General features: G+C 39.5%; 15 protein-coding genes. All 15 read left to right on the top strand.

Translation table 11 applies throughout. The annotated features are described in order from the left end of the window. The first annotated feature begins 99 nt into the window (after nucleotides 1-99). The 15 genes from L5B83_RS04950 (at nucleotide 100) to tsf (ending at nucleotide 14,716) form a co-directional block, all read left to right on the top strand. Nucleotides 100-1,944 (top strand): SLC13 family permease, encoded by a 1,845-nt coding sequence (locus tag L5B83_RS04950; RefSeq protein WP_250350776.1) that lies wholly within the window; start codon nucleotides 100-102, stop codon nucleotides 1,942-1,944. A gap of 12 nt (nucleotides 1,945-1,956) precedes the next feature. Continuing rightward, nucleotides 1,957-2,649 carry a CDP-alcohol phosphatidyltransferase family protein gene (locus L5B83_RS04945; RefSeq protein WP_265778381.1) on the top strand — a complete coding sequence of 231 codons (693 nt, stop codon included), beginning with the start codon at nucleotides 1,957-1,959 and terminating at the stop codon, nucleotides 2,647-2,649. Next, nucleotides 2,639-3,268 (top strand): lysophospholipid acyltransferase family protein, encoded by a 630-nt coding sequence (locus L5B83_RS04940; RefSeq protein WP_265777757.1) that lies wholly within the window; start codon nucleotides 2,639-2,641, stop codon nucleotides 3,266-3,268. Before L5B83_RS04945 ends, L5B83_RS04940 begins: the two co-directional genes overlap by 11 nt. 1 nt (nucleotide 3,269) lies before the next feature. Continuing rightward, the gene (locus L5B83_RS04935) at nucleotides 3,270-4,199 is read left to right on the top strand and encodes a phosphatidate cytidylyltransferase (protein WP_265777756.1); all 930 of its coding nucleotides are present in this window, start codon (nucleotides 3,270-3,272) and stop codon (nucleotides 4,197-4,199) included. A gap of 21 nt (nucleotides 4,200-4,220) precedes the next feature. Next, entirely contained in the window at nucleotides 4,221-4,805 is a 585-nt protein-coding gene (mog, locus tag L5B83_RS04930; protein ID WP_250350773.1) for a molybdopterin adenylyltransferase, read from the top strand. A gap of 18 nt (nucleotides 4,806-4,823) precedes the next feature. Then, nucleotides 4,824-5,162: a nitrogen regulatory protein P-II gene (glnB, locus tag L5B83_RS04925; RefSeq protein WP_250350772.1), complete on the top strand. Its 339-nt coding sequence runs from the start codon at nucleotides 4,824-4,826 to the stop codon at nucleotides 5,160-5,162. Continuing rightward, entirely contained in the window at nucleotides 5,162-6,229 is a 1,068-nt protein-coding gene (locus L5B83_RS04920; RefSeq protein ID WP_265777755.1) for an AI-2E family transporter, read from the top strand. Before glnB ends, L5B83_RS04920 begins: the two co-directional genes overlap by 1 nt. Before the next feature lie 426 nt (nucleotides 6,230-6,655). Next, entirely contained in the window at nucleotides 6,656-7,825 is a 1,170-nt protein-coding gene (locus L5B83_RS04915; RefSeq protein ID WP_265777754.1) for a bifunctional tRNA (adenosine(37)-C2)-methyltransferase TrmG/ribosomal RNA large subunit methyltransferase RlmN, read from the top strand. Between the two features lie 41 nt (nucleotides 7,826-7,866). Next, complete coding sequence (pilW, locus tag L5B83_RS04910; RefSeq protein WP_265777753.1) at nucleotides 7,867-8,415, top strand: type IV pilus biogenesis/stability protein PilW; 549 nt, start codon at nucleotides 7,867-7,869, stop codon at nucleotides 8,413-8,415. 228 nt (nucleotides 8,416-8,643) lie between these two features. Further along, a complete protein-coding gene (locus tag L5B83_RS04905) occupies nucleotides 8,644-9,702 on the top strand; it encodes a RodZ domain-containing protein (protein ID WP_265777752.1) in 1,059 nt (352 codons plus the stop codon). A gap of 14 nt (nucleotides 9,703-9,716) precedes the next feature. After that, the gene (gene ispG / locus L5B83_RS04900; protein ID WP_265777751.1) at nucleotides 9,717-10,823 is read left to right on the top strand and encodes a flavodoxin-dependent (E)-4-hydroxy-3-methylbut-2-enyl-diphosphate synthase; all 1,107 of its coding nucleotides are present in this window, start codon (nucleotides 9,717-9,719) and stop codon (nucleotides 10,821-10,823) included. A 10-nt stretch (nucleotides 10,824-10,833) separates the two neighbouring features. Then, the gene (hisS, locus tag L5B83_RS04895; RefSeq protein ID WP_265777750.1) at nucleotides 10,834-12,102 is read left to right on the top strand and encodes a histidine--tRNA ligase; all 1,269 of its coding nucleotides are present in this window, start codon (nucleotides 10,834-10,836) and stop codon (nucleotides 12,100-12,102) included. A gap of 12 nt (nucleotides 12,103-12,114) precedes the next feature. Further along, complete coding sequence (locus L5B83_RS04890; RefSeq protein WP_250364222.1) at nucleotides 12,115-12,726, top strand: YfgM family protein; 612 nt, start codon at nucleotides 12,115-12,117, stop codon at nucleotides 12,724-12,726. Nucleotides 12,727-13,010: 284 nt separating this feature from the next. After that, nucleotides 13,011-13,739 (top strand): 30S ribosomal protein S2, encoded by a 729-nt coding sequence (gene rpsB / locus L5B83_RS04885; RefSeq protein WP_265777749.1) that lies wholly within the window; start codon nucleotides 13,011-13,013, stop codon nucleotides 13,737-13,739. Between the two features lie 131 nt (nucleotides 13,740-13,870). Beyond that, the gene (gene tsf, locus L5B83_RS04880; RefSeq protein ID WP_250364187.1) at nucleotides 13,871-14,716 is read left to right on the top strand and encodes a translation elongation factor Ts; all 846 of its coding nucleotides are present in this window, start codon (nucleotides 13,871-13,873) and stop codon (nucleotides 14,714-14,716) included. Nucleotides 14,717-15,027 lie beyond the last annotated feature (311 nt).

Raw genomic sequence — 15,027 nt, 5'->3', positions numbered from 1 at the left:
CGCGAAACACGTTATATCAACAAAGAAAAACACAGTCAGCCAAATGACTAAATATAATCAAAAAAACATTTATAAAAAACCTTAACCATGGAGATCTTGATGCCCACAATCACTAATATGCCACTTGCTAGCGTTGTGATCTTTCTCGCAATTGCTGTACTCTTGTTTATCCACAATAAAATCCGTATGGACGTCATTGCCCTATTAGTGATGCTCGCTTTTTGCTTAAGTGGTATTTTAACGGTGCAAGAAGTATTTGCAGGGTTTAGCGATCCAAATATTATTTTGATTGCATTACTTTTTATTGTTGGTGAAGCATTAGTCAGAACGGGCGTGGCGTATCAAGTCAGCGAGTGGTTGATGAAAGCGGCCAAAAATAGCGAAACTCGTGTGTTGATCTTAGTAATGTTAGCGGTAACTGGGTTAGGATCTTTTATGAGTTCCGTTGGTATTGTGGCGATTTTTATTCCTGTGGTGTTAGTGATTTGTCAGCAAATGAATATTTCCCCAAAACGTCTTATGATGCCTCTCAGTATGGCAGGGCTAATTAGTGGAATGATGACCTTAATCGCCACTGCCCCTAACTTGGTGATTAATGCCGAATTAATAAACTTGACCCACCAACGCTTTAATTTTTTCTCTTTTACACCGATTGGCATCGTGATTTTATTATTAGGCATTGCCTATATGCTTGTTGCACGTCATTGGTTAGGAACCTCTGAACAGGATGAAGAGGAAGGAGGAAGCCGCCATTCTATTCAAGATTTAATTAATGATTACCAACTGCATAACCGCACAAAACGTTTTGTCGTGAAAACAGGCTCGGATTTTATTGGGCAACCGTTGGAATCTTTACACTTACGTTCTAATTATGCATTAAATGTGCTAGCCATCGAGCGTTGGAAACGTTTTCGCCCAAGATTTCTTGCAGATTCATTAGGTAAAATTGAAATTCGTGAAAAAGATATTTTACTGATTGATTGTGCCGATCCTGAGTTAGATATCAATGAATTCTGCCAACAACATCAGTTAGAGCCTACAGAACTTCGCCCTTACTATTTTGAACAACAAGCAAAATTTATGGGAATGGTGGAAATTACCCCTATTCCAGATGGTGATTATCTAGGCAAAACAGTCGCCGATGTCGGTTTTCGTTCCCGTTTTGGTTTAAATGTGGTTGGCATTAAACGGAATAATGAGATTTTGACGGGAAGTTTGATCGAACAGCCATTAAAGATCGGAGATTTGCTGTTGGTGGTAGGATCGTGGAAATTGATCCACGCGATGCGTAATAAAACGAAAAGTTTTTTTGTCTTGGATTACCCCGCAGAAATTGAGCGTGCAGCGCCCGCACAAAGCCAAGCACCCTATGCCATTTTATCCATTGTAACGATGGTAGCATTAATGGTAACAGGGCTTGTACCGAATGTGGTCGCGGCATTAATTGCTTGTTTAATGTTAGCGAAGTTCCGTTGCGTTGATGCGAAAAGTGCTTATGCTTCTATTCATTGGTCGAGCTTAATTTTAATTGTTGGAATGATGCCATTTTCTACCGCACTGCAAAAAACAGGTGGGATAAATTTAATCGTGGAGTTTATGATTAATACCGTAGGCGGAATGGGGAAACATTGGATTTTAATCAGCTTGTTTACGCTTACCGCCGTGATTGGCCTATTTATTTCCAATACGGCGACAGCCATTCTTATGGCGCCTATTGCGATTACTATGGCACAGCATTTACAGCTTTCACCATTACCTTTTGCAATGACGGTGGCGATTGCTTCTTCTGCTGCGTTTATGACCCCTATTTCTTCCCCCGTCAATACGATGGTATTAGGGGCAGCGAAGTATAAGTTTGGTGATTTCGTAAAAATTGGTGTACCCTTTACGTTGTTGATTATGCTGACAAGTGTATTTTTAATTCCGTTGTTATTTCCATTTTAAGAAGGAGAAATGATGAGTATTTATGATTTAAAGCCTCGATTTCAAAATTTACTGCGCCCAAGTGTGATTAAATTGGAACAAAAAGGCGTTACAGCAAATCAAGTTACCCTATTGGCTTGTGCTATTTCAATAATTTTAGGTCTATTTTTGACCGCACTTTCAACCGTAAATTGGTTATTCATTTTGCTTCCGATTTGGCTTTTTATTCGTATGGCATTTAATGCAATTGATGGAATGTTAGCCAGAGAATTTCAGCAAAAATCTCGTTTGGGTGGGTATTTGAATGAAATTACGGATGTGATTTCCGATGCCGCATTATATTTACCCTTTGCTTTTATTTCTCCTTTTGATCCTTTTGTGATTGGAATCATTATTTGGCTTGCTGCACTCACGGAATTTTGTGGAGTATTGGGGCAGATATATGGTAAAACACGCCGTTATGATGGACCTCTAGGCAAAAGTGATCGTGCATTCTTATTTGGTGGATTAGGTTTGATTTATACTTTTATGCCAACATTACCAAGTTGGTTGTATGGTATTGCTTGGCTTGTCGTTATCGGATTAATTTTAACCTGTGTAAAACGTGTAAAAGCGGGGCTTAATGAGGAAGCAAAATCAACACAAGATGATGAAAAGGAAAGTGCGGTACAATTTCCGACAGAAAATAACGAAGTAGAAACACAGGAGAACAATAATGTTAGCTAAATTGATTGATTTTCTGTTATGCCGTTTAACCTCATTTCTTACCGGAGTACGTCCGGCAAAGAATATTGCCCTGCAATCTGTGGGTAAACCTCGATTGTATTATGCAAACCATAACAGCCACGGCGATTTTATTTTATTTTGGGTTTCTTTGCCTTATGAAGTCAGAAAAAACACCCGTCCAGTTGCGGGAGCTGATTATTGGCAAAAAGGGAGAATTCGTTCTTTTCTGGCGAAAAAAGTATTCAATATGCTCTTGATCGAACGTAATGGCAATGATCCTAAAGCAGTAACAGAGCAAATAAGCCAAGCATTAAAAAAGGATTCGCTGATTATCTTTCCTGAGGGAACGAGAAAAACAGATGATGATATGCTTATTCAGCCTTTTAAAAGCGGGCTATATTATTTGGCTAAAGATAACCCTGATGTAGATTTCATCCCTGTTTGGATAAGTAATACACATAATTTATTACCTAAAGGGTTTATTGTTCCAGTACCATTATTGTGCGATCTTTATTTAGGTGATCCTATCCATATTCAGCCAGAAGAAGATAAAACACACTTTTTAGCCCGTGCTGAGCAAGCATTAGTTAATTTAAACCCAAGATATCAAGGAGAATAAAATGGAAATGTGGCATTTATTCTGGGGTCTTATAGGCACCTTGCTTCTTGCTTCTGCAATTGGTTATAGTTTGAAGTGGAAAGTGGGGTTTTCTACCCCCCATAAAGTCATTGATAACCTTAATCATCGTATTAATGCGTGGTGGGTAATGATTTTAATTATTTTTGCTGCCGCTTATTTAGGATTTTACGCCGTTTTACTGCTCTTCTTCCTTATCTCATTTACCGCATTACGTGAATTTTTATCCCTTATTGATATTCGGCGTGGTGATCATTTTGCGTTAGTTGCTTGTTTTTATCTGATTTTACCATTGCAATATTATTTCATTGCCATAGACTGGTTTAGTATGTTTACTATTTTTATTCCCGTGTATGGATTTCTATTTTTACCGATTTTATCTGCTTTATTAGGTGATCCATCAAAATTTCTGGACCGCTCAAGTAAAGTGCAATGGACCGTTATGATTGCTATATTCTGTATTTCTCACATACCCGCCATATTAACCTTGAATATTGAAGGCTTTGAAGGAAAAAGTTTATTGTTAATGATTTTCTTAATTCTTATTGTACAAGCCAGCGATGTATTACAATATATATGGGGAAAATTATGTGGTAAACATAAAATCGCCCCCACATTATCACCTTCTAAAACAGTTGAAGGCTTTGTGGGTGGTGTATTTAGTGCCTCAATTTTAGGTGGCTTACTGGCTTGGCTCACCCCATTTACCGTAGTACAAGCGGTATTGATTAGTTTCATTATTTGTCTAATGGGATTTTTAGGTGGATTAGTGATGTCGGCAATGAAACGCAGTATGGGCGTGAAGGACTGGGGAAATATGATTAGTGGACACGGCGGAATGTTGGATCGTATGGATAGCCTTTGTTTTGCAGCCCCTGTCTTTTTCCATATTGTGAGATATTATTGGATTTAATAAAAGAAAAAAGAGGAAAAAATGACCGCACTTTTAAAAATTGGTTTAGTCTCCGTTTCTGATCGAGCATCGCAAGGGGTCTATACGGATCAAGGTATTCCTGAATTAAAGAAATGGCTAGAGCAAGCATTGGTTGAGCCTTTTGAGGTGGAAACTCGTTTAATTCCTGATGAACAACCTATTATTGAACAGACATTATGTGAATTAGTGGATAAGCATCATTGTCATCTTGTATTAACCACAGGGGGAACCGGCCCTGCTAAACGTGATGTTACCCCTGATGCCACACTGGCAATAGCCGATCGTGAAATGCCGGGATTCGGTGAACAAATGCGCCAAGTGAGCTTGCATTTTGTCCCGACCGCAATTTTATCGCGACAAGTTGGCGTAATTCGTAAAAATAGTTTAATTTTAAACTTACCGGGACAACCGAAAGCCATCAAAGAAACCCTTGAGGGAGTGAAAGATGAGCAAGGTAATGTATTAGTGAAAGGCATTTTTTCCGCAGTGCCATATTGTTTACAATTAATTGATGGTATTTATATTGAGACAAAACCTGAAATTATTACCAGTTTTAGACCTAAATCCGCACGACGCGAGAAATAATATTAAGTGAGGTAACTTATGAAAAAAATTGAAGCAATTATCAAACCATTTAAACTCGATGATGTCCGTGAAGCCTTATCAGATATTGGCATTACAGGAATGACAGTAACAGAAGTACGTGGTTTTGGACGACAAAAAGGGCATACCGAGCTTTATCGAGGTGCGGAATATATGGTGGATTTTCTGCCAAAAGTAAAAATGGAAATGGTCATTTCTGATGACGTAGTGGAGCAGTGTATTCAGGCGATTATGGAAACCGCACAAACAGGCAAAATTGGTGATGGTAAAATTTTTGTCTATGACGTAGAGCGCGTAATCCGAATTCGCACGGGTGAGGAAAACGAGGAAGCCGTATAATGGATAAGCGTTTGCCGATCAGCCAATTATTAATGGCATTGTCTGCCTTGGTAGTCATTCTGGCTGGGGTGAAATTGGCAGGGGAAATTGTTGTCCCATTTTTACTTTCCTTATTTATCGCCATTATTTGCTCACCTGTGGTGAAGTTTATGACCAAACGTAAATTACCACATTGGTTGGCGCTAAGTTTACTGTTTTTAATGATTTTGACGGTATTTTTCTTTCTTGTTAGCTTAATTAATAGTACAGCGAGAGAATTTACCCAATCGATCCCTCAATACCGCTTATTACTTTCACAACGACTCAACGATCTTGCGACAATCACGCAAGGTTTACATTTACCCGTGAGAGATTTACAGCAACAAATTATGGATCATTTTGATCCCGCAATGATAATGAACTTTGCCAGCGGATTTTTGCTGAGTTTCTCAGGTGTAGTAACCAACGTATTTGTGCTATTTTTAGTGGTACTGTTTATGTTGTTAGAAGCCCCCACGGCTAAACATAAATTTGCGGTGGCATTTAGCAAACCTAACCAAGTGGCACAATACGAAGGTTATATTGATCGCATTTTGCAAGGCGTAATGGATTATCTTGGTGTGAAAACCTTTACCAGCTTTTTAACGGGCTTAAGCGTATTTATTTTGCTGAAAATTTTTGGCGTGCAATATGCCATTTTGTGGGCAACACTCAGCTTTCTACTTAATTATGTGCCAAATATTGGCTCAATTATTGCTGCCATTCCCATTATTGTACAAGCGTTATTACTCAATGGCTTTTTCACGGGAATTGGCGTTACCATTGGGGTTATCAGCCTAAATATGATCATCGGCAATGTGCTTGAACCAAGAATGATGGGGAAAACTCTCGGGCTTTCTACCCTTGTCGTGTTTCTCTCCCTTTTATTCTGGGGCTGGTTACTGGGCTCAGTGGGAATGTTCCTTTCTGTTCCCCTCACAATGGTACTAAAAATCGCCCTCGAAGCCAGCCCAGATACAGTGAAATACGCTGCGTTACTTGGGGAAACCTCACAGATTAACGCCCAAGAGGGAACAAAGACAGCATAGAAAAAGTGCGGTAAGTTTTTCTTTTAAATTTATATAAAACAATATTTTTGTTTGTCTGGAAGAGCTATTAAATAAAAAGTCGACTATAAATTCGACTTTTTATTATGCTGTTCTTTATGAGTTAATTATTCATCGAAAATGCTCAAAAATCCCACCGCACTTTGTTTTTTAGGATTTTCTGTATTCTCTAAAATTTTTGCGATCTTGATCGCAAAAAAGTGCGGTGGTTTTTTCTTTTATTTTTCTGTTGGCTAAAATAGCGTTCAGGTTAGGCTGAAATTGCTAGATTAATCAAACATAACTCTGTACAATCGCAACTCATTTTTTAAGCGGTAGAAATTTTCTTAATTTATAGCTTGCAAACTTATACTGAAAAAGAAAAAAGTTTAGCTATATCAATGCCGTAATGTGTAACAACGAGGCTTTATGTTAGAACAGAATACAATTCCACAAGAAGGCAACCAGCTTTCAGCAGAACCTAAGAAGAAAATTAATTTAATGAATTTAACACGCCAACAAATGCGTGAATTTTTTCAAGAATTAGGGGAAAAACCGTTTCGTGCGGATCAATTAGTCAAATGGATTTACCATTTTGGTGAAGATAATTTTGACAATATGACGAATATTAACAAGAAGTTACGCGAAAAACTAAAAGCGGTAGCAGAAATTAAAGCGCCAGAAGTGGCAGTAGAGCAGCGTTCCGCAGATGGCACGATCAAATGGGCGATGCAAGTGGGCGATCAGCAGGTTGAAACCGTGTATATTCCTGAGGCTGATAGAGCGACTCTTTGTGTGTCTTCCCAAGTGGGCTGTGCGTTGGCTTGTACTTTTTGTTCCACTGCACAACAAGGGTTTAACCGCAATTTAACCGTGTCTGAAATTATCGGACAAGTGTGGCGTGCCTCAAAAATTATTGGCAATTTTGGCGTAACGGGTGTACGCCCTATCACGAATGTGGTGATGATGGGAATGGGCGAGCCTTTGCTCAATGTGGCAAATGTGGTACCAGCAATGGAAATTATGCTCGATGATTTTGCTTATGGGTTATCAAAACGCCGTGTAACCCTATCTACTTCTGGGGTTGTGCCAGCATTGGATAAATTAAGTGAAATGATTGATGTGGCATTAGCGATTTCTTTGCACGCGCCAAATGATGAATTACGTGATGAAATTGTGCCATTAAACAAAAAATATAATATCAAAACGCTAATTGATTCAGTGAATCGTTACTTATCGGTTTCTAACGCCAATCACGGTAAGGTTACTATTGAGTATGTGATGCTGGATCACGTTAATGACAGTGTAGAACACGCTCATCAGTTAGCGGAAGTATTAAAAAATACGCCTTGTAAGATCAATTTGATCCCTTGGAATCCGTTCCCTGAAGCGCCTTATGCGAAAAGTTCTAACACACGTATTGATCGCTTCCAAAAAACCTTGATGGAATATGGCTTTACGGTGATAGTTCGCAAGACCCGTGGTGATGATATTGATGCCGCCTGTGGACAGTTAGCGGGGGACGTGATTGACCGTACTAAACGTACGGCACAGAAAAAGCGTTTTGGTGAACAAATCAACGCGGTGCAAGTGCAATAAACAAAAATAATCAATCGTATCAGCAAAAAAGGAGAGAAAAAATGAAAATACGTTATTATCTGGTTATGCTTTTTTCTCTCTTGCTGTGTGCTTGCGTTTCCCCACAGACAAACCAAGAGGATTTTGATAAGCAACAAGCCGCGAAAGCGAGGGTAGAGCTTGCGATTGGTTATTTAGAACAGCGAGAACTCCGCTTAGCCAAACAAAATCTAGATAAGGCTTTGGCTTATGCACCCAACGATTATTTAGTCCATTCAGCATTAGCCTATTTTTATCAATTACAAGGCGATACTGAGCGTGCGGAAAATGCCTATTTAAACGCCTTAAAATTAGAGGCTAAACAAGGCGACCTGTTGAATAATTATGCGGTCTTTCTATGTGAGCAAGGGCGTTTTGCGCAAGCCTATCAACAATTCCAACAAGCCTTAAATTCACCTAATTATTATCAACAAGCGGATACCTACGAAAATCTTGCCCTTTGTGCTTTGGCAGAAAAAAACAGCGCACTTTATCAGCAGTATCGGGACTTATTAGAAAAAGTTGCACCAACACGTGCCAATTCACTGCCCGCAAACGTAATGCAACACTAACGTTTTCTTTTCGAATTGCAAAAATTGAAGGCATTTTTCCTTGATGAGTTGAATAGGCTGATTTTCTTTGTTAATTCGTCAGAAATTCATTGATTAATGGTTGCAAAACCGAGATGACAACTTTAAACTTTAGCTTTTGAATTTTAACGCTGAGTGCCTTGATTTTCGCATTTTGCTAAAGTGTCGCGCTGAGTGAAATCCTACAATTAAATTTTAAGAGAATTCCTTATGGCAACCTCAAATGAGAACCAAGAAACCATTCAACAAAGTTTAGGTGAACATTTTCGCCAAGCGCGAGAAGCATTAAATTTATCGTTAGATGATGTCTCTAAACAACTCAATTTACGCCCTTCAATTTTACAACGTTTGGAAAATAATGAGTTTACACATAGCTCTATTTCAGCAACTTACATCAAAGGCTATATCCGCAATTATGCAAAATATTTACGTTTACCTGAAAGTCTTTGGTCATCCGTGGTAAATTCCCTTGAAGAAACAACAAAAAATGATTTAACTCGTGGTGTGCGTGCAACTCAAGCAGTGAATGAATATTCTTCACATAATCGTTGGATCGGCTGGGTATCAGCGGTTGTGGTTATCGCTTTATTAGCTGTAACGGCACTTTGGTGGTGGGAAAACTATCAAAAATCGAATGCAGAACGTGATGATTTAGTGCAAAACTATGTGGAAACACAGCAAGAAAGCAGTACGCAAAATAGTGTAACTTCACAAGAAAACGTGATTGCGCTTACACCTAAAGCAATTGATGCTGAAAAAACAGCGCAAAATTCTACCGCACTTTCTCAACCTGTTACGGTAGAGCAAATTGCGCCAGTGGAAGAAAATAACACAAATGCAAAAGCGAGCGTAGAAAATGCGCAGCCACAGGTGGCTGTAGTTCAATCTGTGAGTGCAGAAAATACTGATCGCCAAGTGCAATCTGAAACTTCAGCGCAGCTATTACAATCAGAAATGAATAAAATTAATGCGGGCGAAAATCGCAGTACAATGGAAAGTGCGGTGGAAAATCCCGCTGTTTCTATACCAACTAGTGATGCTGTACTGCGTATTGAAATTACGGGTGCGAGCTGTTGGGTTCGGGTACGTGATGCCAATCGCAAAGTGCTAGCTGAAAAACTTTACAAACAAGGTGAAGTGTTGAATTTTGATCAAAATACCGCTTATGATCTCACGATTGGCGCACCAAGCAACGTAAAAATTACTTATAAAGGCGAGGCTTATCCGCTTAAAGTGGATGGTCGTGTCGCTAAATTCAAATTGCAATAAGCAAAGAGATTACAATGTCGTCATTTAAACCGAATATTAAACGTCGTCAATCGACAAAAATTTATGTGGGTAATGTGCCAGTAGGGGGCGATGCGCCGATTGCTGTGCAGTCTATGACTAATACGCGCACCACCGATGTAGAGGCTACGGTAGCACAAATCAAAGCGCTTGAACGTGTAGGCGCAGACATCGTGCGTGTTTCTGTGCCAACAATGGATGCAGCCGAAGCCTTCAAATTGATTAAGCAACAAGTGAATGTGCCATTAGTGGCGGATATTCATTTTGATTATCGTATCGCCTTAAAAGTAGCAGAATATGGCGTGGATTGTTTGCGTATTAACCCGGGTAATATTGGACGCGAAGATCGTATTCGTGCGGTAGTGGATTGTGCGAAAGATAAAAATATTCCAATTCGTATCGGGGTGAACGCAGGCTCATTAGAACGTGATATTCAAGAGAAATTTGGCGAGCCTACGCCTGAAGCCTTGCTTGAAAGTGCGTTACGTCACGTTGAGATTCTAGATCGTCTGAATTTTGATCAGTTTAAAGTAAGTGTTAAGGCGTCAGATGTCTTCCTTGCCGTGGAAAGCTATCGCTTATTAGCAAAAGCCATCAAGCAACCATTACATTTAGGGATCACTGAAGCGGGTGGCACGAGAGCTGGCGCAGTAAAATCAGCAGTAGGATTGGGAATGCTCTTGGCGGAAGGCATTGGTGATACGTTGCGCGTTTCTTTAGCCGCTGATCCAGTAGAAGAAATTAAAGTGGGATTTGATATTTTGAAGTCCCTACGTATTCGTTCACGTGGTATTAATTTTATTGCTTGCCCAACCTGTTCCCGTCAAGAATTTGACGTTATTGGCACAGTAAATGCCCTTGAACAACGCCTTGAAGATATTATTACGCCAATGGATGTGTCTATTATTGGCTGTGTGGTTAATGGACCGGGGGAGGCGCTTGTGTCTGATTTGGGCGTAACTGGCGGTAATAAGAAAAGCGGTTATTATGTTGATGGTGAACGCCAAAAAGAACGTTTTGATAACGAAGATTTAATTAACCAATTAGAAGCAAAGATCCGTGCCAAAGTTGCACAGCAAGATCCCAAAAATCGAATTATTTAAGGAAAATATTGTGACAAAAACAATTCAAGCAATTCGCGGAATGAATGATTGCTCCCCAACGGAAAGCCCTTTGTGGCAATGGGTGGAAAGCAAAGTACGCAACGTTCTACAAAGTTATGGATATTCTGAAGTACGTATGCCGATCGTGGAAAGCACGCCACTTTTCGCACGAGCAATTGGCGAAGTAACTGATGTTGTTTCAAAAGAAATGTACACTTTTTGGGATAATGATGAACAGCTTACGCTTCGTCCTGAAGGAACGGCTGGTTGTGTACGTGCAGCCATAGAACACGGCTGGATTTATAATAACGAACAACGTTTGTGGTATATGGGGCCAATGTTCCGCCACGAACGCCCACAAAAAGGGCGTTATCGTCAGTTTCATCAAGCAGGGGTAGAAATATTTGGTATTGCTAACCCTGAAATTGATGCCGAATTAATTTTGCTCACTGCACGTTTATGGAAAGAATTAGGTATCGAACAGCACGTCAGCTTACAGCTTAATTCCATTGGCTCGTTAGAAGCGCGCAAAAATTATCGTTCTGCTTTGGTTGAATTTTTGCAACAACATATTGATTTATTAAGTGATGAAGAAAAAGAGCGGTTAGAAAAAAATCCATTGCGGATTTTGGACAGCAAAAATCAAGCGTTGCAAGAGGTGCTTAATGGCGCACCAAAATTACTCGATTATTTAGATGAAGAAAGCCGTGTACATTTTGCTCAACTTTGTACTTTGCTAGATCAAATGGGCATTGCTTATGAGGTTAATCCAAAATTAGTACGTGGTTTGGATTATTACAACAAAACCGTGTTTGAATGGGTAACGAACGCACTGGGAGCGCAAGGTACGGTATGTGGTGGTGGTCGTTATGATGGTTTAGTTGAACAGCTTGGCGGACACGCAACAACGGGGGTTGGTTTTGCAATGGGCTTAGAACGCTTAGTGCTATTAGTGCAGGAGGTGAATCATCAAATTGCATTACCAAGAGCGGTGGATATTTATATGGTTTACTCTGGGGAAGGCACAACCTTACCCGCGTTTCAATTAGCTGAAAAATTGCGTAAAAATTTACCGCACTTACGTATTATGACCCATTGCAGTGGGGGAAATTTTAAAAAGCAATTTAAGCGTGCTGATAAAGTCGGTGCAAACTTTGCCCTTGTGATTGGTGAAACTGAGGCAGCAGCTCAGCAAGTTGTGGTGAAAGATCTGCTTGCGGGAACTCAACAAGTCTTATCATTAGATAATGTCGTAGATTATTTACAAAAAGCATTTTAATAAGGAAACATTATGGCTTATACCATTGAAGAAGAACAAGAACTGAATGAAATAAAAAATTGGTGGAAAGAAAATGGCAAATTGGTTGTGGCTATTTTTGTACTAACGCTCGCTGGAGTTTTTGGTTGGCGTTATTGGCAATCTCATCAAATTGCGCAAAATCAACAACGTTCAGTGCAATATGAGCAACTTGCCAGCCAATTCCAAGCAGATAAAGTAAACGTGGATAGCGTAGAACAATTTGCACAAAGTAATGATAAAACCGCTTATGCCGTGTTTGCTTTATTGGATGCAGCAAATGTTTCTGTACAAAAACAGGATTATGCTCAAGCAGAAAATTTATTAAAACAAGCGGTAACTAATGCCAATGATGACATTTTGCGTTCTGTGAGTGCATTACGTTTGGCGGCAGTACAATTCCAACAACAGCAATTCGATAATGCGTTAGCCTCGCTTGATCTCATTAAAGGAGAGGCGTGGAACAGCGCAGCTTTCTTATTAAAAGGGGATATTCAACTCGCTAAAGGCGATAAACAAAACGCCAAAGCCAGTTTTGAACAAGGGCTAAAAAACGCCAGCCCAGTGGAAACAGATTTAATCCAAGTGCGGTTAAATAATCTCTAATTTTTTCAAGGCTTGCCAAGTGCAAGCCTTTTTTCTTCGCCTTTTTCATTTCAAATTTTAATGAGGTTATCTATAAAATTTGCTAGTTTTTCACCGCACTTTGTGGTATAAAGTGCGGCGTTATTTTGGCTAGACTAAGAAAGTCATTTTTATTTTAGGCAAAATAAGTTCAAACTTAATTTTTAATCATAAATCACACACATATCGCACGGATAAATCGGGGTGCCAAACGGTCGATTTATTTGGTATGTGGAGGCTAAACCCCAAACAAAAGGAAAATTATTATGGCACAAGTTTCAATGCGCGAAATGCTACAAGCTGGCGTTCACTTCGGTCATCAAACTCGTTACTGGAACCCAAAAATGAAACCATTCATTTTCGGACCACGTAATGGTGTTCATATCATCAACCTTGAAAAAACCGTTCCAATGTTTAATGCTGCACTAGCAGAATTAACTCGCATTGCGGACAACAACGGTAAAATCTTATTTGTTGGTACAAAACGTGCAGCAAGTGAAGCAGTGAAAGCAGCAGCATTAGACTGTCAGCAATATTATGTAAACCACCGTTGGTTAGGTGGTATGTTGACTAACTGGAAAACAGTGCGTCAATCAATCAAACGCTTAAAAGATTTAGAAACCCAATCTCAAGATGGTACTTTCGATAAATTAACTAAGAAAGAAGCATTAATGCGTAGCCGTGAGATGGAAAAACTTGAATTAAGCCTTGGTGGTATCAAAGATATGGCAGGTCTTCCCGATGCATTATTTGTTATCGGTGCAGATCACGAACACATCGCAATCAAAGAAGCAAATAATTTAGGAATTCCTGTATTTGCTGTAGTTGATACAAATTCTACACCTGATGGTGTTGATTTCGTAATCCCGGGTAACGATGATGCTGCGCGTGCAATTCAACTATATCTTGCAGCAGCAGCGGCAGCAGTAAAAGAAGGTCGCCAACAAGAAGTGGTAACCGAAGAAAAATTTGCTGAAGCAGAAGCGGCTGAATAATTCAGGTGAATGCGGCGAAAGCCCTTATTAATCACAACGATTAATTGGTTAGCAGGGGGCTTATGTTCCCTGCTTTTTTACATAAGTGCGGTCAAAAATCGCACCAAATTTTGTGGATAGAGGATTTTAAAATGGCTGAAATTACAGCATCTTTAGTAAAAGAACTTCGTGATCGTACTGGCGCTGGTATGATGGAATGTAAAAAAGCGTTAGTAGAAGCAAATGGCGATATCGAATTAGCAATTGATAATATGCGTAAATCAGGTCAAGCAAAAGCGGCGAAAAAAGCAGGCCGTGTTGCAGCTGAAGGGGTTATTATCGCCCGTGTTGCTGGTGACTATGGTGTAATGATTGAAATGAACTGTGAAACTGACTTCGTAGCTAAAGATGCAGGTTTCTTAGGTTTAGCGAATGAAGTTGCAGATTACGCATTAAACAACAAAGGCGTTACAATCGAAGCGTTACAAGCTGAATTTGAAGAAAAACGTGCAGCATTAGTTGCAAAAATCGGTGAGAATATGACAATCCGCCGTGTTGGTTCAGTGCAAGCGCCTGTAGTAGGTTCATACTTACATGGTGCGAAAATTGGCGTATTAGTGGGTGCTGCAAACGCTGATGAAGAATTAGTAAAACACGTTGCAATGCACGTTGCAGCAAGTCGTCCAGAATATGTTAACCCAAGTGATGTACCTGCAGACGTAGTAGAACACGAGCGTCAAATCCAAGTGGATATCGCAATGCAATCAGGTAAACCACGTGAAATCGCTGAGAAAATGGTTGAAGGCCGTATGAAGAAATTCACAGGTGAAGTTTCTTTAACAGGCCAACCGTTCGTAATGGATCCATCTAAATCCGTTGGCGATCTATTAAAAGAAAAAGGCGCAGAAGTTGTTTCATTCTTACGCTTTGAAGTCGGTGAAGGTATCGAAAAAGTAGAAACTGACTTCGCCGCAGAAGTTGCAGCAATGACTAAATAATTATTGCTGAGAACAGAAAAAGCAGATCTTTGTTGGATCTGCTTTTTCATTATCATTCACTAGATCTTATGATAAAAATTCTACTTGATGTTTATACATCAATTATTTAATTTTTGAATAAAAAAGAGAATATCATCAAACTTAGTTAAATATCATATATAGCTAAACTTACTTAAACGCCATACAATCTAAAAAGCGAATCAATGCAATCAATCTGGTATTTTTTCGTTTATTTTTTCTCTCAACCCACTTCTTTTCAAAAGGCAAAGAAAATACCATTTGTAGAACAGCCTAGAGGTTTTGCTTGCTAA

Origin of the sequence: Avibacterium sp. 21-599 (assembly GCF_026226765.1) — a bacterium.
Taxonomy (GTDB): domain Bacteria; phylum Pseudomonadota; class Gammaproteobacteria; order Enterobacterales; family Pasteurellaceae; genus Avibacterium.
Note: the sequence above shows the minus strand (reverse complement) of the source record. Positions and strands in the feature narration are given on the sequence as shown.